13 protein-coding genes and 2 pseudogenes are annotated in these 16,884 nt (G+C 71.8%); 9 read left to right on the top strand and 6 right to left on the bottom strand.

Annotated features, from left to right (window positions below):
* Window positions 1-294 precede the first annotated feature (294 nt).
* A complete protein-coding gene (gene hrpA / locus ACWDS7_RS36515) occupies window positions 295-4,173 on the top strand; it encodes an ATP-dependent RNA helicase HrpA (RefSeq protein ID WP_451932969.1) in 3,879 nt (1,292 codons plus the stop codon).
* A 127-nt stretch (window positions 4,174-4,300) separates the two neighbouring features.
* Here hrpA and ACWDS7_RS36510 read toward each other — a convergent pair whose 3' ends face one another.
* Together ACWDS7_RS36510 and ACWDS7_RS36505 are read right to left on the bottom strand one after the other, a co-directional pair.
* A complete protein-coding gene (locus ACWDS7_RS36510) occupies window positions 4,301-4,546 on the bottom strand; it encodes a Uma2 family endonuclease (protein WP_451932968.1) in 246 nt (81 codons plus the stop codon).
* Between the two features lie 47 nt (window positions 4,547-4,593).
* Window positions 4,594-4,896, bottom strand: a complete 303-nt coding sequence (locus tag ACWDS7_RS36505; protein ID WP_451932967.1) for a Uma2 family endonuclease — start codon at window positions 4,894-4,896, stop codon at window positions 4,594-4,596.
* 165 nt (window positions 4,897-5,061) lie between these two features.
* Between ACWDS7_RS36505 and ACWDS7_RS36500 the strand changes: the two genes are divergently transcribed.
* The 5 genes from ACWDS7_RS36500 (at window position 5,062) to ACWDS7_RS36480 (ending at window position 10,748) form a co-directional block, all read left to right on the top strand.
* Window positions 5,062-5,721 carry an HAD family hydrolase gene (locus ACWDS7_RS36500; RefSeq protein WP_451932966.1) on the top strand — a complete coding sequence of 220 codons (660 nt, stop codon included), beginning with the start codon at window positions 5,062-5,064 and terminating at the stop codon, window positions 5,719-5,721.
* A gap of 428 nt (window positions 5,722-6,149) precedes the next feature.
* Window positions 6,150-6,479 carry a hypothetical protein gene (locus tag ACWDS7_RS36495; protein WP_306867255.1) on the top strand — a complete coding sequence of 110 codons (330 nt, stop codon included), beginning with the start codon at window positions 6,150-6,152 and terminating at the stop codon, window positions 6,477-6,479.
* Between the two features lie 150 nt (window positions 6,480-6,629).
* On the top strand, window positions 6,630-7,631 hold the full coding sequence (locus tag ACWDS7_RS36490; protein ID WP_451932965.1) for an MvdC/MvdD family ATP grasp protein: 1,002 nt from the start codon (window positions 6,630-6,632) through the stop codon (window positions 7,629-7,631).
* An 8-nt stretch (window positions 7,632-7,639) separates the two neighbouring features.
* On the top strand, window positions 7,640-8,812 hold the full coding sequence (locus ACWDS7_RS36485) for a protein-L-isoaspartate O-methyltransferase family protein (protein WP_451932964.1): 1,173 nt from the start codon (window positions 7,640-7,642) through the stop codon (window positions 8,810-8,812).
* Complete coding sequence (locus ACWDS7_RS36480) at window positions 8,802-10,748, top strand: ABC transporter ATP-binding protein (RefSeq protein ID WP_451932963.1); 1,947 nt, start codon at window positions 8,802-8,804, stop codon at window positions 10,746-10,748. The genes ACWDS7_RS36485 and ACWDS7_RS36480 overlap by 11 nt, the downstream gene beginning before the upstream one ends.
* Here the strand turns inward: ACWDS7_RS36480 and ACWDS7_RS36475 are convergent.
* The 3 genes from ACWDS7_RS36475 to ACWDS7_RS36465 all read right to left on the bottom strand — a co-directional run bounded on the left by ACWDS7_RS36475 (window position 10,728) and on the right by ACWDS7_RS36465 (window position 13,774).
* Window positions 10,728-11,510, bottom strand: coding sequence for an AfsR/SARP family transcriptional regulator (locus ACWDS7_RS36475; protein ID WP_451932962.1), 783 nt, complete (start codon window positions 11,508-11,510; stop codon window positions 10,728-10,730). The genes ACWDS7_RS36480 and ACWDS7_RS36475 overlap by 21 nt on opposite strands.
* Before the next feature lie 372 nt (window positions 11,511-11,882).
* Entirely contained in the window at window positions 11,883-12,188 is a 306-nt protein-coding gene (locus ACWDS7_RS36470) for a DUF5709 domain-containing protein (protein ID WP_306867264.1), read from the bottom strand.
* A gap of 47 nt (window positions 12,189-12,235) precedes the next feature.
* Complete coding sequence (locus ACWDS7_RS36465) at window positions 12,236-13,774, bottom strand: gamma-glutamyltransferase family protein (protein ID WP_451932961.1); 1,539 nt, start codon at window positions 13,772-13,774, stop codon at window positions 12,236-12,238.
* A 67-nt stretch (window positions 13,775-13,841) separates the two neighbouring features.
* Between ACWDS7_RS36465 and ACWDS7_RS36460 the strand changes: the two genes are divergently transcribed.
* The 3 genes and pseudogenes from ACWDS7_RS36460 to ACWDS7_RS36450 form a co-directional block, all read left to right on the top strand.
* A complete protein-coding gene (locus tag ACWDS7_RS36460; RefSeq protein WP_451932960.1) occupies window positions 13,842-14,402 on the top strand; it encodes a TetR/AcrR family transcriptional regulator in 561 nt (186 codons plus the stop codon).
* Complete coding sequence (locus tag ACWDS7_RS36455; RefSeq protein ID WP_451932959.1) at window positions 14,389-14,811, top strand: DUF5360 family protein; 423 nt, start codon at window positions 14,389-14,391, stop codon at window positions 14,809-14,811. Before ACWDS7_RS36460 ends, ACWDS7_RS36455 begins: the two co-directional genes overlap by 14 nt.
* A gap of 849 nt (window positions 14,812-15,660) precedes the next feature.
* Window positions 15,661-16,200, top strand: a pseudogene (locus ACWDS7_RS36450) (peptidase M28); the annotation flags it as partial.
* A 17-nt stretch (window positions 16,201-16,217) separates the two neighbouring features.
* On the opposite strand, the pseudogene ACWDS7_RS36445 reads toward ACWDS7_RS36450, so the two are convergent.
* A pseudogene (locus tag ACWDS7_RS36445) lies at window positions 16,218-16,884 on the bottom strand (hypothetical protein); the annotation flags it as partial.

The raw sequence follows: 16,884 nt of genomic DNA, 5'->3' as shown, positions 1-16,884 counted from the left end.
GTGAGGCAGATCTCGACGGGGGCGGGGTGGAGGGGGTGGCGGCAGGTGATGGCGCAGGGGTTGCAGTGGCCGTCGCCTTCGTCGTGGCCCGCCACTCCCCGTGAGGGAGCGGCGGGGCCGTACCCGTCTCCGCGGGGTCCCGTGCCCGTCTCCGCGGGGTCCCGCGCCCGTCTCCGCGGGGTCCCGCGCCGGCCGGGCGGGCATGGGCGAATATTGGGATGCGGCCGCGCCGAGGCTCGGGCACGATGGGCGGTTGGCTCCTGACTTGCGGGCTGAAAGTACTCTGGAAGCAGTATGGGAACGCCTCCGTTGACATCTCCACTCGCCGACCTCCACACGCGCCTGCCCGAGCTCACGCTGCGTGACCAGCGGCGGCTACGGCGCCGGCTCGACGGCGCGCGCAAGGTCAGAAACCGCGCCGCACAGCAGAAGATCGCCGCGGAGATCACCGCCGACATCGAGAAGGCCGAGCGCAGGGTGGCCGACCGCCGGGCCGGGGTGCCGGTGGTCACCTACCCGGAGGCGCTGCCGGTCAGCCAGCGCAAGGACGACATCCTGGAGGCGATCCGCGACCACCAGGTCGTGATCGTCGCCGGTGAGACCGGCTCCGGCAAGACGACCCAGCTGCCGAAGATCTGCCTGGAGCTGGGCCGGGGCGTCCGGGGCCTGATCGGGCACACCCAGCCCCGCCGGATCGCCGCCCGCACCGTGGCCGAGCGCGTCGCCGAGGAGCTGGACACCCGGCTCGGCGACGCCGTGGGCTACAAGGTGCGCTTCACCGACCAGGTGAGCGACGGCACGCTCGTCAAGGTGATGACCGACGGCATCCTCCTGGCCGAGCTGCAGACCGACCGCGACCTCGCCCAGTACGACACGCTGATCATCGACGAGGCGCACGAGCGCAGCCTCAACATCGACTTCATCCTCGGCTACCTCAAGCAGCTCCTGCCGAAACGGCCGGACCTCAAGGTCGTCATCACCTCGGCCACCATCGACCCGGAGCGTTTCTCCAAGCACTTCGGCGACGCCCCGATCGTCGAGGTCTCCGGCCGGACCTACCCGGTGGAGGTCCGATACCGGCCGGTCGCCGAGGACGACGACCAGATCCAGGCGATCAGCAACGCCGTGGACGAGCTGTGCGCCGAGGGGCCGGGCGACATCCTGGTCTTCCTCAGCGGCGAGCGCGAGATCCGCGACACCGCCGACGCGCTGTCCAAACGCAAGGACGCCGAGATCCTCCCGCTGTACGCCCGGCTGTCGGCGGCCGAGCAGCATAAGGTCTTCCAGCGGCACACCGGCCGCCGGGTCGTGCTGGCCACCAACGTCGCCGAGACCTCGCTGACCGTGCCCGGCATCAAATACGTGGTCGACCCCGGATTCGCCCGCATCTCCCGCTACAGCCACCGCACCAAGGTCCAGCGCCTGCCCATCGAGGCGATCTCCCAGGCCTCGGCCAACCAGCGCAAGGGCCGCTGCGGCCGTGTCTCCGAGGGCGTCTGCATCCGGCTGTACGAGGAGGACGACTTCCTCACCCGGCCGGAGTTCACCGACCCGGAGATCCTGCGGACCAACCTCGCCTCGGTCATCCTGCAGATGACCTCCATCGGCCTGGGCGACATCGGGGCCTTCCCGTTCGTCGAGCCGCCGGACCAGCGCCAGGTCAAGGACGGCTACGACCTGCTCCAGGAGCTGGGCGCCTTCGACCAGGCCAAGCAGATGACCCCGCTCGGCCGCAAGCTGGCCGGCCTGCCGGTCGACCCCCGTCTGGCGCGCATGGTGCTGGAGGCCGATCACAACGGGTGCGTCCGCGAGGTCATGGTCATCGCCGCGGCGCTGTCCATCCAGGACCCGCGCGAGCGCCCGGCCGACAAGCAGCAGGCCGCCGATGACAAGCATCGCCGCTTCGCCGACAAGGAGTCGGACTTCGTCTCCTACCTGAACCTGTGGGAATACCTCCAGGAGCAGCAGAAGGAGCTGTCCTCCAGCGCCTTCCGCCGCCTGTGCAAGGCCGAGTTCCTCAACTACCTGCGCGTGCGCGAGTGGCAGGACGTCTACAGCCAGCTCCGCCAGATGTCGAAGTCGCTCGGCGTCACACTGAACAGCACCCCCGGCGACGAGCAGAAGATCCACCTCTCGCTGCTGTCGGGTCTGCTGTCCCACGTCGGCGTCAAGGACATCGACAAGAAGACGACGAACGACGGTCCCCGTCGCCCCGTCACCGAATACATCGGCGCCCGCAACGCCCGCTTCGCGATCTTCCCCGGCTCCGCGCTGGCCAAGAAGCAGCCGCTGTGGGTCATGTCCGCCGAGCTGGTGGAGACCTCCCGGCTCTGGGCCCGGGTCAACGCCAAGATCGAGCCCGAGTGGGTCGAGCCGCTCGCCCAGCACCTGATCAAACGCACCTACTCCGAGCCGCACTGGGAGAAGAACCAGGGCGCGGTGATGGCCTACGAGAAGGTCACGCTGTACGGCGTGCCGATCGTGGTGCAGCGGAAGATCAACTACGGCCGCATCGACCCGGAGCTGAGCCGCGAGCTGTTCATCCGGCACGCCCTGGTCGAGGGCGACTGGGAGACGCACCACGCGTTCTTCAAGGACAACCGCAGGCTCCTCGAAGAGGTCGAGGAGCTTGAGGAGCGGGCCCGCCGCCGCGACATCCTGGTCGACGACGAGACGCTGTTCGACTTCTACGACCAGCGCGTCCCGGCCGACGTCGTCTCCGGGCGCCACTTCGACTCCTGGTGGAAGAAGACCCGGACGGCCCAGCCCGACCTGCTCAGCTTCGAGAAGTCGATGCTGATCAGCGAGGCGGCGGGTGACGTCAGCCAGCGCGACTACCCCGACGTCTGGCGCCAGGGCGGCCTGCGTTTCCCGCTGACCTACCAGTTCGAGCCGGGCACCGACGCCGACGGCGTCACCGCGCACATCCCGCTGGCCCTGCTCAACCAGGTGAACGTCGAGGGCTTCGACTGGCAGATCCCCGGCCTGCGCGAGGAGCTCCTCACCGCGCTGATCCGGGCCCTGCCGAAGAACGTCCGGCGCAACTTCGTGCCCGCCCCCAACTACGCCAGGCAGGTGCTCCAGCGGGCCAGACCCACCCAGGAGCCGCTGCTGGCGGTGCTGGAGCGGGAGCTGCTCGACCTGACCGGCATCCAGGTACCGCGTGAGGCGTGGCAGCTCGACCTGGTCCCCGACCACCTGAAGATCACCTTCAGGGTGATCGACGGCCGCAAGCACAAGCTGGCCGAGAGCAAGGACCTGGCCGAGCTCAAGCGGCGGCTGGCGCCCAAGCTCCGCCAGACCCTCTCCAGGGCCGCCGACGGTCTGGAGAAGTCCGGACTGACCACGTGGGACCTGGGGGAGCTGCCCAAGACCTTCGAGCAGCGCCGGATGAAGGCATATCCAGCGCTGGCCGACGAGGGCGCCACGGTGGCCGTGCGGATGTTCGAGACCGAGGCCGAGCAGCGCCGCGCCATGTGGGAGGGCACCCGCAGGCTGCTGCTGCTCAACACCCCCTCCCCGGCCAAATGGGTGCTGGGCCGCCTGGACAACCAGGCCAAACTCGCCCTCAGCCGGAGCCCGCATCCCGGCGCCACCGCCCTGTTCGACGACTGCATCGCCTGCGCCGCCGACGAGCTGATGGGCGAGTATGGCGGGCCGGTCTGGGACGGGCCCGCCTTCACCGCCCTGCACGACAAGGTCCGCGCCGAGCTGTTCGACACCACCGCCGAGGTGGTCGCCAGGGTGGAGGGCATCCTCAGGGTCTGGCACTCGGTCACCACCATGCTGCCCGAGGCCCGCTCGACCCCCGCGATCGAGGACATCCGCGACCAGGTGGCCGGACTGGTCTATCCGGGGTTCGTCACCGCCACCGGCTACAAGCGCCTGCCGGACCTGCTCCGCTATCTCAAGGCGGCCCAGCGGCGGCTGGAGAAGCTGCCCGACGACCGGCTCCGTGACGAGGAGCGGATGCACAAGATCCACGATCTTGAGGACGACTATCACGACCTGGTCGACAAGCTCCCCCCCGCCCGCCGTTCCGACGACGACGTCCGCCGGATCAGCTGGATGATCCAGGAGCTCAGGGTCAGCTACTTCGCCCAGACCCTCGGCACCCCTTACTCGATCTCCGACAAGCGCGTCCGCAAGGCCATGGAGCAGCTCGTCGGCTGACCGCCGGCGCCGGTCCCTCCGGGGGAGGACGTCCGGGTGGTCCGGCGGCTGCGCCGTGCCACCCGTGAGCGGACCCGTCACGGCCCTGGAGGCACGCCGTCGACGGGTCCGGTCGGGGAAGCGCGGACTACAGGAAGATCGAGGTGTCCAGCTCGAAGTCGACGGGGGCGGGGATCCGGATCGGCTTGCCTGTCTGGACCTGGCTCATGCTCCGGTAGACGCCTTCTTCGGGGCCGCTGAGAACGGTGACCGTCGGCGGGGAGGCCACGGAGTCGACGATCAGCATGATCGGGATGCCGCACCCCGCGTAGATCCTGGGCTTGGTGGCGCGGTCGATCTCCATGCTCTCGGGTGAGACGACCTCGGCGACCATGATCAAACCTGAGGAGAGGATCTCTCGATCACCCCAGAGCGGGGCGTTCACGGGGCCAGGCAGTAGTCGGGGATCACCGTGTCACGTGGTCCCTCGATGCGGACGTCGACGTCGCCGGTGAAGCTCTCCCAACCGTTCTCGTCTTCCACGGGAATCAGGGCTCGGCTGAGGCGTCTGGCGATACGGGCGTGCTGGGGGGTCCCGGAAGGGCTCAAGAGAAGGTTCCCGTCGATGATCTCGGCCCGGAGGCAGAGGGTGGGAGGAAGGGATTCGAAGAGCTCCCTCGGCGTGCGAGGCAGTTGTGGGGCTTCCGGGGCGGTGTGCTGAGCGGGGCTTCCGGGCGCTGTCATCACCATCGACCTGTGTCCCTTCGTGTCCGAACAAACGCTCTGAGTATTCCGCGGAGATCCTCGAAGAACGCGAGGTATGCGCGGTGGCTATGGGGCGCCCCGGTCGCCGCGGGGGGCGCCGCCGTACGCCAATAGGATCGGTGGGTTGAGCGAAGGGGGAGCATCGTGGTGCGGGCGTTGGTGTTCGACGTGGGGGAGACGCTGATCGACGAGACGCGGATCTGGTCGCGCTGGGCCGACCGGCTCGGCGTCCCCCGGTTCACGCTGCTGGGTGTGCTGGGCGGCATGGCCGCGCTCGACCGGCCGCTCACCGACGCCTTCGAGCTGTTCAGGCCCGGATTCGACGTCGAGGCCGAGCAGGAGGCGTGGAAGCGGGAGGACCCCGACGGGCTCCGGGTGAACTTCGACGTCGACGACCTCTATCCGGACGTACGGCCCGGCCTGGCCGCGCTCCGCGGCCTCGGCTACGAGCTGATCATCGCGGGCAACCAGCCGCCGCAGGCCTACGACGCGCTGGCCGCGATGGACCTGCCCGTCGACGCGATCCACACCTCCGACGGCTGGGGCGTCGCCAAGCCCGACCCCGCTTTCTTCGCCGAGGTGGTCGCGGTGTCGGGGCGGGAGCCCGGCGAGATCCTCTACGTGGGCGACCGGATCGACAACGACGTCCGCCCCGCCCGCGCGGCCGGGATGCGGACCGCCCTGATCCGCCGCGGCCCCTGGGGCCACCTGCACGCCGCCCGCCCCGAGGCGGGGGACGCGGACTTCGTCGTCGACGACTTCCCCGCCCTCGTCACGGCGCTGACCGCCGCGCCTGCCGGCTGACCGCCTCAGGGGCGGGCTTTGATCTGCCCATCTGCCGGACCTGCCGCCGGCCCGCATTGACGGGCAGGGCTCAGGTCTGCTCCACCAGCTTGAGACCTCTGCGTAAGCGCAGGTCTGAGGCGTGTCCGTTGGATGCTGCGCCAATACCGCTTGAATCGGCATGTCCGGTCCGTTGGACAAAGAAGATCAATGGCCGGAGGGCGGCGTCGTCCGGAGCCGCACCCTCAGCACCTGCAAAACAGGTCTTTTGACGGAAAAATCCAGGTCGGAGCCGTGGTAGCGGTTTGATAGTCCTTTGGTAGCGTCGGTTGTTTATTCTTCGGATGGAAACGGCCGGGCCGAATTCGGTCCGCCGGAATTCCGCGTCCCGCAAGGAGGGCTTGGGAATGGCATTCGACCTCGTTATCCAAGAAGCGCCCGCCAGGGAAATGTATCCGAAATCCTTCCGCACCTCCCGGCAGTTCCTCGAGCTGAGCCTGCCGGAATCCATCGAGCGCATCACGGCCTATCTGGACGTCGACGACGCCGTCAAGCCGTTCGGGTACGCGTTCGAGATCGACTACGGGCCCGACCTGGTCGCGGGCAAGAACCCGCTCGCCGACCTCTGGTCGCAGCACCACTACGACCCCAAGGCGCAGATCTGGTCGACCTCGCACCAGGAGATCCGCATGCAGGGCGTGTACACGAAGACCAACAAGAGCACCTATATCGGCGGCGGCGTGTGGATCAACGACCCGACCACCGATGACGCCTGTTGACGGTCCGGTGACCTGACGGCCGGCCACCGTCCGGTTCCGTGACGCCCGCTCGTCCGGGCGGAGGCGGGAGCTCCCGCGTTCCCGCCTCCTCACCGGCCGGTCATTCCTCCTGCGAGCAGCCTGCCGAACACGAAGCACGAAGGGATCCGCATGAAGCGCACGGTCGTCGTCCTCACCCAGGAGATGGATCTCACCGCCGACAGCGTCGTCAAGGTCCTCCACGACATGGATGTCCCGGTGTTCCGCTACGACACGAGCTACTACCCGGTCAACTCCACGCTGACGTACCGGATCGGTCCCGCGGGATGCACGACCGAGCTGTTCGACTCGACCCACAGCGAGCGGTCGATCTCGCTGGAGGATGTCGCGTCGGTCTGGTACCTGCGGCCGACGGCGTTCCGGTTCGACGACGCGCTCACCGGCCCGTTCCGCGAGTTCGCGCAGAAGGAGGCGGCGCACGCGTTCGGCGGGGTGATGAGCGGCCTGCCCGTGCTCTGGGTCAACCGTCCCGACCTGGAGTCACGTGCCGACTACAAGCCGCTGCAACTGCGGATCGCCAGAAGCGTGGGCCTGCGCGTGCCCCGGACCCTGATCACCAATGATCCCGCCCGCGTCAGGCCGTTCCATGCCGAGTGCGAGGGGTCGATGATCTACAAGGCGCTCAACAGCGGGCTGATCCGCGAGCCGGGCGGCTGGCCCGGCGGCCTGTTCACCTCGGCGGTGGCGCAGCTCGACGACGACCTGCTGGCCCGCGTCCGGTTCGCGCCCTGCATCTTCCAGGAGCTCGTCGAGAAGGCGTACGACCTGCGCATCACCGTCATCGGTGACCGGCTCTTCCCCGTCAGGATCGACGGCGTCGACGAGGACGGCGGGCGGGCCGTCGACTGGCGCTCCTGCCCGGTGGGCTCCGACGAGCACCTCCGGCACAGCAGGGTGGACATCCCCGAATCGGTGGAGACCGGCCTGCGCGCGCTCATGCGCGAGCTCGGGCTGAACTACGGCGCCGTGGACATGGTGGTCACACCCCGCGGCGAGCACGTGTTCCTGGAGGTCAACCCGTCAGGGCAGTTCGCCTGGTTGGACGACGAGATCGAGGACCTGAATCTGAGGGGGGCCATGGCCGAGTACCTGGCGGCCGGCCTGGCCCGATAGGGATCGGCGTGCGACCCGCCACCACCGTCGACGAGATCGCCGCGGAGCGCCGGGCGGCTCTCGTCACGCTGCTCGCCGAGGAGAGAGGTCTGTCCTGTCCGCGGCTGCGGGCCGCCTTCGCCCGGGTGCCCCGGCACGCCTTCGTGGCTGACCACGCCTTCTGGCTGCCGGAACGGCCGGACGACCGGTTCCGCTGGCCCGAGATGCCGGATCCGGCCGAGGCGATCGCCGCCGCCTACACGGACCGGCCCCTGATCGTCCGGTGCGCGGACGACGGCGGCATCCGATCGTCCTGCACCGCGCCGTCGCTCGTCGGGCACCTGCTGCAGGAACTGGACCCGCCCGCCGGGGCGAGAGCCCTGGAGATCGGAACGGGCACCGGGTACGCCGCGGCGCTGCTGTCCGAGGTCACCGGAGCGGCCGTCGAGACCGTCGAGATCGACCGCGATCTCGCCGCCGTGGCGGGCAGGACGCTCGCGCGCCTCGGCTTCGACGCGGTCACGGTCCGCGCGGGCGACGCCACCCGGCCCGACTCCGGGTACGCGCGCTTCTCCCGGGTCCTCGTCTCGGCCGCGACCACCGTCGTCCCCGGTGGCTGGATCGCCGCGCTGCGACCGGGCGGGACGCTGGTCACCACGTATCCGCTGCCGTGGCGGGGGCTCACCCTCGTGGTCCGGCGGACCGGCGAGGACATGGCCACCGGGCGGTTCCTGGCCAACGGCGGGCGCACCTGCCCCTCGCTGGTGCACGGCGGATCGAGCGGTGCCACGGCGCTACCCGGCGTGCCGGTCCACGAGGCCGTGGAGGTGAGTCTGGACGAGTTCGGGCCCGCCGGGGCGATCGAGCCGGGCACGCCTGCCGGCCTGGCCCTGCTCGCCGGTTTCGCGATCCCCGGGCTGGCCGCCCTGCCGTTCTCTCCCCCGGCCGGCGGTGCCCCCGCCGTCCAGCTCGTGGACGGCCACCGCGAGAACTGCTCGCTGATCGTGGACGGGAGCGGCGCGGTCCGCGCCACGTCCGCGGGCCGTGGCCTGGCCGAACGGCTGACGGCGGTGCGCCGGCTCTGGGACGGCGCCGGACGCCCGGACGAGGGCGGCTACGTGTGGTCGTGGCAGGCGGGCCGTACGAGCCTCGCCACGCGCGGCGGCCACGTGCTGGGGGAGCGGGGCTTCCTTGGGACGTGAGGAGGCCGCGGAGTTCCCGGAGCTCGCCGACGACCCCGCCTGGTATCCCCGCGAGGACGAGCTGTCGCGCGTGCCTTTCCGCGTGGTCGCCCGGCGGCTGCCGCGGCTGGTCGCGGACGCGACCCGCCTCGCCCGGCAGGCCAGCCCGAGGGACACGGCGGCGTCCCTGTCGCTCGGCGTGGCCGGCGCCGTGCTCATGCTGTTCACGCTGCTGCCGGCCACGGGCGTCTTCCAGAACCTGATCACGGCGGCCTCGCCGGCGGGCGCGTTCCGCGACGCGCTGCCGTCCCTGCTCGTCATCGCCGCCGCCGGGCTGGCCAGGACGGCGGCGCGGACGGGCGCCGACTGGGCCCAGCTGCGTCTGCAGCCCCAGGTCACCAGGGTGGCCGAGCAGCGGCTGTACGAGCTGACGACGGGCGTGGAGGTGCAGGCGTTCGACGATCCCGCCTTCTGCGACGTCATGCACCGGGCCAGGGACCGCGGCGCCGCCTCGGCGGGCGCCGTGGTCGACGCGACCGTCGACGTCGTGGCCGGGCTGGCCGGCATCGCCGCGGTGGCGGGCGTGCTGGGCATGCTCCACCCGCTGCTGCTGGCGCTGCTGGTCGTCGCCGCGCTGCCGGCCGGGTGGGCCGAGGTGCTGGTCGCCAGGATGGGGTACGCGACGGTCCATCTGCTGTCGACCAGCCTGCGGCGCAAGTGGATCCTCAACGAGCTCATGGCCGACCGCGCCACGGCACCGGAGGTCCGCTCGTACGGCATGAGCCGCTTCCTGCTGGCGCAGTTCTCCGCGGTCACCCGCGTCGAGCAGGGCGAGCGCCTGCGCCTGGCGCGCAGGCAGACGGGCGTCCGGGTGCTGGGGGAGGCCTTCGCCGCCCTGAGCGCGGGCGTGGTGTACCTGACGCTGGGCCTCCTGCTCGTCTTCGGGGTGGTCCCGCTGGCCGAGGCGGCCACCGCGGCGCTCGCCGTCGGCGTCGGCCGCACCACGCTCATCGCCCTGATGCGCACGGTCAGCCGCTGCTACGAGGAGGGCCTGTACTTCACCGACTATCTCGACTTCTGCACGCTGGCGCGGGAGCGCACGCCGGAGCCGTCGCCCGGCGCCGCGTCCCCGGCCTTCGACACGATCACCCTGCGTGACGTGTCGTTCTCCTATCCGGCCTCCGACGTCGCGGTGCTCGACCGCGTCAACATGGAGATCAGGCGGGGGGAGATCATCGCCCTCGTCGGCGAGAACGGCTCGGGCAAGTCCACGCTGGCGAGGATCCTGGCCGGACTCTACCGGCCGGACAGGGGCGAGGTGAGGTGGGACGACGTGCCCACGACCGAGATCGACCCCGCCGCGCTCCGGGCGCGGATCGGCTACGTGCCCCAGGACTACACCCGCTGGCCCCTCACGGCACGGCAGAACATCGAGGCGGGCGACGCGCGAGGAGACGCGTCGGTGATCGCGGCCGGCGCCGCGGCCGGGCTCGGCCCGGTCGTCGACCGGCTGCCGCACGGCTACGACACGCTGCTCGACCGCCGCTTCGCCGGGGGGCAGGAACTGTCCGGGGGGCAGTGGCAGCGGATCGCGATCGCCCGCGGCCTCTACCGGGACGTGCCACTGCTCATCTTCGACGAGCCGACGGCGGCCATGGACGCGCGCGCGGAGCACGCGCTGTTCGCCGACGTCAGCGCGCGGGTCCTCGGGCGGGGGGCGCCGGCGGGAGAGGAGGATCGGCAACCGCGGACGGTCGTCCTCATCACCCACCGCATGACGAGCGCGCAGCTCGCCGACCGGATCTACGTCCTGGACCGCGGCCGGATCGTCGAGCACGGCGCGCACGCCGGGCTGATGGCGCAGGACGGGCTGTACGCGGAGCTGTTCCGGCTGCACCTGGCCGTGTACGCGGCGCCGTCCGGCGCGGTGGAGGAGTCAGGCGCCGCGGCCGGGTGACGCGTCGGCACTGAGGATGAGCTGTTCGACGCCGCGCAGCTCAGGCCCCGGCCCGAGCCCTTCGTTCTCCCGTAGGCGGCGCCGTACCCCGCGGAACACGGCGAGCGCCTCGGACCGGCGGCCCGCGCGGTGGAGCGCGGTCATGAGCTGGGCCGCCAGGTGCTCGCGCAGGGGGAAGAGGGCCACCTGCTCGCGGAGCCCGGGGATCACCTCCTGGGCCCGGCCCAGCCGCAGCTCGACATCGACCAGTTCCTCGAAGGCCAGCAGCCGCAGCTCGTCGAGCCGGGCGGCCTCCGCCCCCAGGCAGGGGACGTCGAGCCCGTCCAGGGCCGGGCCCCGCCACAGCGACAGCCCCTGCCGCAGCAGCCGGGCGGCCGCGTCCAGGTCGCCGTTCTCCCGAGCCGCCTCCGCGTCGGACACGAGCCGGTGGAACGCCAGCGCGTCGAGCTGATCCTCGGCGATCGTCAGGGCGTAACCCGAGGGGTGGGAGAGGATGACGTCCGCCGGCGCGAGCCGCTTCCTGAGCGAGGACACGCAGTAGTGGATCTGCGTCCGCGCCGTGTCCGGCGGCCAGCCGGGCCACAGGGCCCGGGTCAGCCGCTGGACGGACACGACCTTGTTCGCGGCCAGCAGCATGGTCGCCAGCACGACGCGCGGGCGCCGGGCGGATACCGGCAGGATCCGCTGGTACCGGCTCGCCTCCAGCGGGCCGAGGATGCTGAAACGCAGGGACCGGTCGTCAGATACGCCGTGTGCAACCATGTCGCGACCGTCGAACCCTTTCGCGCGGGTCAGAACTGTCTGGACGGGCCCGAGGACCCGTCAACACTCACTATTCATCGGCCACTGTGCGAAAAACCTTGAATAAATCTTGAATAGCCTGACAAAGAATGATGCGTCACCGATTGGCGTCCCGGTGGCGGCGGAGCCGTCGCGGGGAGTACGGGCGGGAACCGCGGAGTCCGTGCCGTCGGGGGAGTCCCCCGTCACGGCCGGCGGGTCGCCGGCCGGCCTCGGACGTGCTCGCCGGCAGCGCGTCCTGCCGGCCCCCTCGTCGAGGCGGACCGGGTGGGCCGCGCGGGCGGGTCTCCGGGGCCGGCCCTCGCCCGCGCGGTCGCCGGCCGTGGTCCCGGGTCAGGTCTCGGGGTCGATGTGGACGGCACGCTCCTCGGCCGACAGGTCGCCGTCGTCGGGGCCGACGTCCCGGGCGTAGGCCTCGGACGTCTCGTCCGGGCCGATGCCCTCGTCCGGCGCCACCAGGCGGCTCTCCTCGCGCGAGGGGCGCTCGCGGTCCGGGGCCTCGCGCCGGAGGCGTTCGTCAAGGGTGTCCCGGTGCTCGGGGTCGTCCTCGCGGATCTCGTGGTTGATGCCGAGGTCGTCGGTCCACTCCTCGACCTCGACCGCCTGCTCGTCGCTCAGACCCTCACGGTCTGGGGGCATTTCACTCATATCGCCGCCCTACCCGTTCTGTCGCCGGAAACCCCCGGTCAGAGCCCCGCCGCGGCCCCGATGACCGAGCGCGGGTCGGCGGCCCCGGCCAGGACGCCCGAGGGCAGCACGTCGATCAGGTGCACGTGGCCGAAGGCGGAACCGTACGGCGCGGCGGCGACGGGGTGTCCCCGGTCGCGCAGGCCCTCGCCCCACGGGCCGCCCTCCTCCACCTCGACCACGGCCTGGTCGGGGGCGTGCCAGGTGTCGAAGCCGGTGCCGCCTGCGGCCAGCCGCCAGCGGGGGGCGCCGACCGCCTCGCCGGCCGTCCGGCCGTGGACGAGCAGGCGGGTCAGGACCTGGAGCAGGATCTGCGGCTGGGCGTCGCCGCCCATCGTGCCCACCACCGAGCGGAGCGACCCGTCGGGCCGGGTGACCAGGGCGGGGACCAGGGTGTGCGGGGGGCGGCGGCCGGGGCCGTACTCGGCGGGATGGCCCGGGACCAGCGAGAACCCGATGCCACGGTTGTGCAGGTTGATGCCGGTGCGAGGCTCGAAGACCAGGCTGCCGAAGCCGGCGGCGTTGGACTGGATCAGCGAGACGCCCATGCCGTCGCCGTCCACCGCGCACAGGTAGGTGGTGTCGCCCGGCGCGGTGAGATCGCGCACCGCGGCCCGTCCGGCCGGGTCGATCAGGGCGCGGCGCGCGGCGGCCGAGCCCAGCGCCCCGTCGACGGAGGCGCCGTCGAACAGCACCTCCAGCCGGTCGTGCCCGGCCAGCCGCGCGGCCTCCACCAGCAGGTGCGCCCAGAGGGGGTCGGCCGGGTCGGCGGGCAGGTCGAGCCCCTCGGCGATGCCGAGGGCCAGCAGCAGCAGGTATCCCTGCGAGTTGGGCGGCATGGTCCACACGTCGTGCCCGAAGGCCCGCGCCCGCAGCGGATCCACCCACTGCGCGCTGTCCTTGGCCAGGTCGTCCTCGGTGTACTCACCACCGCCGACCGCGAGCAGTCCCTCGCCGAACTCGCCGAGGTAGAACCCGTCCCGGCCGGCGGCCAGTGCCTCCAGCGCCCGCGCCACCCCGGGCCGCCGGATCAGGTCGCCGGCCTGCCGGGCCGGGGCGAAGTCCTCGCACAGCGGGCCGACCGTCTCCAACGCGGGGACCATCAGCGGCGAGACCGGGAACCCGTCGCGGGCGTGCCTGATCGCCGGTGCCAGCACCTCCGCCGCCGGCAGCCTGCCGTACCGCCCGTGCAGGGCCAGCCAGCCGTCCGCGCATCCCGGCACCGGGGCCGAGCGGACGTCGTGCCGGTGCGGCATGCGGTCGTGCCCCTCGGCGCGCAGCCGCTCGGGGTCGGCGCCCGACCCCGCCCGCCCGGAGGCGTTGAGCGCCGCGGGCGCGCCGGAGCCGTCATGGACGAGCGCGAACAGGTCGCCGCCCAGCCCGCACATGTGCGGTGCGGTCACCGCCAGCACGGCGTTGGCCGCGATCGCCGCGTCGGCCGCCGAGCCTCCCCGCTCCAGCATGGCCACGCCCGCGCTGGAGGCGAGGTGATCGACAGTGCAGACCATTCCAGAGCGCGCGTAGCGGGTGTTCAGCATGACGAGAGCGTACGGCTTCCGCTGTCCGCCGTTGAAACTGTACCGGTCGGCCGGTACAGTTTCGGCCGTGCCGAGACCGAGTTCGAAAGATCGCCTGCTCGACGCCGCCGCCGAGGTGCTGCTCACCGAAGGGGCCGAGTCGCTGACCCTGGAGGCCGTGGCCCGGCGTGCGGGGGTCTCCAAGGGCGGGCTGTTCTACCACTTCCCCACCAAGCAGGCCCTGGTCGCCGCGATGATCGAGCGCCTGGTCGGCGCCTTCGACGCGGCTCTCGCCGACGCCGGCCCGCGGCCGGGCGACTTCCTGCGCGCCTATGTCGCCGTGACCGTCCCCGAGGCCGTCCCCGAGCGTCCGGCCGGCGGCCGGGCCCCGGCCGACCGGGTCACCGCCGCCCTGCTGGCGGGTGTCCTCGTCGACCCCGGCGGGCTCGCGCCCCTGCGGGAGCGCTACGCCACCTGGCAGCGCCGCCTCACCGACGACGGGGTCGACCCCGCGGTCGCCACCCTGGTCCGCCTGGCCGTGGACGGCTGGTGGGCGGCCCGCCTGCTGGGCCTGGCCGAGCCCGAGGCCGGGCTGCACGAGCGGGTCCGCCGCCACCTGATGGAGATGATCGACCATGGCGCGCCGTAGCCCCTCCGGGGTGACCAAGGCGCTCATGCTGGTCACCGACATCGGCTTCCTGGTCTACTTCTCGGTCACCGGTCTGGGCCTCGTCCCGCCGGAGTGGGCCTTCGCCGACTACGCCGACCCGATCATGGTCTCCTGGAACTGGTCGTTCCTCTGGATCGACGTCCTGGCCAGTGCCACCGGCCTGACCAGCCTCCACCTCATCCGCAGGGGCGCGCCGAACGGCCCGCCGCTGATGCTCGTCTCCCTGGTCCTGACCGCGGCCTCCGGCCTGATGGCCATCGCCTTCTGGACCCTGCGCGGGGACTTCTCCCCGGCCTGGTGGATCCCCAACCTCTACCTGCTGCTGTTCCCCCTCCCCGCGATCGTCCGTCTCGCCGGTCCGGCCGCGCAGGCCGCGACCGCCCGGTAAAGCGTTATTTGTCCGTTTGTCTGGCTTCGGCATGTCCAGTCCGGGAACGGGCTCATCCTCAAGCGGCTCGGCGCGGGAGCCGCTTTTTCCGTAGGCATACGGATGTCGATACGGATGTTCGGCGCCTGATCGCGGATCTAGCGTCACGGCACAGGTCGCCGCACATCCGCCCGGTCATCGCGCGAGACCGACGCCCCTCTCCGGCCCGCACGGGTGACGGAGACGCGCGAACGCCGACCGAGCAGGACCGGCGGCCCGGAAATGCCCACCGCGTCCGCGGAGCGATCCGCAGAACAAGGAGCGTCATGGAGCGCCGCCTCCCCTCCCCGCCCTAGCCGTCCGGCGACGGTGTCACCGCCGGCACCGTCGGCCGCGGCTGGAACGGCGGCCCGGAAACGGATGACCTCTCCCGATCCGGCCACCTGTTCCGTCCGGGCGGAACTCCCGCCGACCGCCCGTCTCACCCGGGCGGATCCCGCTGCTCATCTTCCTTTTCACCCCCCCGATCCCGCTGTGCCCGCCGCCGGGTGATCCCCGGCGGCGCGGCCGCCGCCGCCCGCTCACGCGGACGGCCGCGGCGCGGGACATCGATCGAAAGGAACACGCGTGAGACGCAGAGCTGTACTCGCGGCTGCCGTCGGCCTGGCCGTCGTGGCCGCGGTGGCACCTTCCTCACCTGCGGCCGCGAAACCGTCCCCCGGGACGGCCGACCACCTCCGCTCCCTCGCCGACCCGCCCCAGCTCGCCCTGGCCGCCGCCGACCAGGCCGTCGCGAGCGGCCTGGACGACCTGCGCAAGGGCCCGGAGGAGACCTACCGGCGCACCGCCGTGACCGCGGGCTCCGGCGGCATGTACTCCGTCGCCTACGAGCGCACCTACAAGGGGCTCCCCGTGGTGGGCGGCGACGCGGTCGTGATCACCGACTCCGCCGGGAACGTCCGCGACACCGCGGCGGCCGCCGGCGCCACCCGGAACGTGCCGACCTCGCCGACGGTGACCGCCGAGGCCGCCCGCGCCGAGGCGAAGACCCGGCTGACCCGGGTCGACGACAGCGCGGACCCGCGCCTGGTGGTCCTGGCCTGGGGCGCCAGGCCACGCCTCGCCTGGGAGGCCCTGGTCTCCGGCATCGCCGACGGCAAGCCGAGCAAGCAGCACGTGTTCGTCGACGCGCGCACCGGAAAGATCGTCGACTCCTACGACGAGGTGCGGGCGGGCACCGGGAACGGCTACTACTACGGCCAGGTCACCATCAACACGAGCGGCTCCGGCACCTCGTACTCGATGACCGACCCGACCCGCAGCGGCATCCGCTGCGGCGGGCAGAACGGCTCCGCCTACACCGGCACCGACGACGCATGGGGGAACGGCTCCGGGACGAACCTGGAGACCGCGTGCGTGGACGCGCTCTACTCGGTCCAGAAGGAATGGGACATGCTGCGCGACTGGCTCCCGGTCTGGAACTCCGCGACCTCGCGGATCGAGCAGAACGCGGCGAACACCTCGTCACCGCACCGCACCGGGTACAGCCGGTACCCCTCGGGACGCAGATGCAAGACCACGCCGACCTCGTGCCGGGGTGGCATCTCCACCCGGGTGCCATCCCGCAGCCACCCGAACTTCGCCTTGCGGTAGGCGGACATCTGCACCCCGGCCTCGGGGTAGACGCCCTTGACGTTGCCGTCGTAGGTGGTCTCGTCCAGCTCACCGCCGGTCTTGGTGTCGCCCGGGATGTCCATGTCAGCGGGGCAGCCGAGCGCCTCGGCGAGCAGCGTGGAGCGGAGCAGGTAGTCGAGGGTGCCGGCGAACTTGTGCTCGTAGTCGGCGACGACCATCTCCGAGGCGGTGAACTCGATGCGCCAGTCGGAGACGAACGCCTCGAAGTTGCGGACGTAGGGCTGCATCTCCGGGTCGTTCACGATGGCGTCGGGGATCGGCGTGCCGAGCACCTTGGCCTCGATGATCTGGTGCACCGCAGTGCCCAGATCGGCGCGCTCGTCCTTCTTCCGAGTGTGGGCGCGCTTGAGCCAGTCGGTCATCTCCTGCCGGGTCTCCGGCCGGCGGGAGGCACGCACC

The organism is Streptosporangium sp. NPDC003464, assembly GCF_053588315.1.
Note: the sequence above shows the minus strand (reverse complement) of the source record. Positions and strands in the feature narration are given on the sequence as shown.

Bases quoted from the DNA above. Each gene is read 5' to 3' on its own strand.
- hrpA (WP_451932969.1), top strand. From the start codon at position 295: ATGGGAACGCCTCCGTTGACATCTCCACTCGCCGACCTCCACACGCGC.
- ACWDS7_RS36510 (WP_451932968.1), bottom strand. From the start codon at position 4,546: ATGGTCGCCGAGGTCGTCTCACCCGAGAGCATGGAGATCGACCGCGCC.
- ACWDS7_RS36505 (WP_451932967.1), bottom strand. From the start codon at position 4,896: ATGACAGCGCCCGGAAGCCCCGCTCAGCACACCGCCCCGGAAGCCCCA.
- ACWDS7_RS36495 (WP_306867255.1), top strand. From the start codon at position 6,150: ATGTATCCGAAATCCTTCCGCACCTCCCGGCAGTTCCTCGAGCTGAGC.
- ACWDS7_RS36490 (WP_451932965.1), top strand. From the start codon at position 6,630: ATGAAGCGCACGGTCGTCGTCCTCACCCAGGAGATGGATCTCACCGCC.
- ACWDS7_RS36475 (WP_451932962.1), bottom strand. From the start codon at position 11,510: ATGGTTGCACACGGCGTATCTGACGACCGGTCCCTGCGTTTCAGCATC.
- ACWDS7_RS36470 (WP_306867264.1), bottom strand. From the start codon at position 12,188: ATGCCCCCAGACCGTGAGGGTCTGAGCGACGAGCAGGCGGTCGAGGTC.
- ACWDS7_RS36465 (WP_451932961.1), bottom strand. From the start codon at position 13,774: ATGCTGAACACCCGCTACGCGCGCTCTGGAATGGTCTGCACTGTCGAT.
- ACWDS7_RS36455 (WP_451932959.1), top strand. From the start codon at position 14,389: ATGGCGCGCCGTAGCCCCTCCGGGGTGACCAAGGCGCTCATGCTGGTC.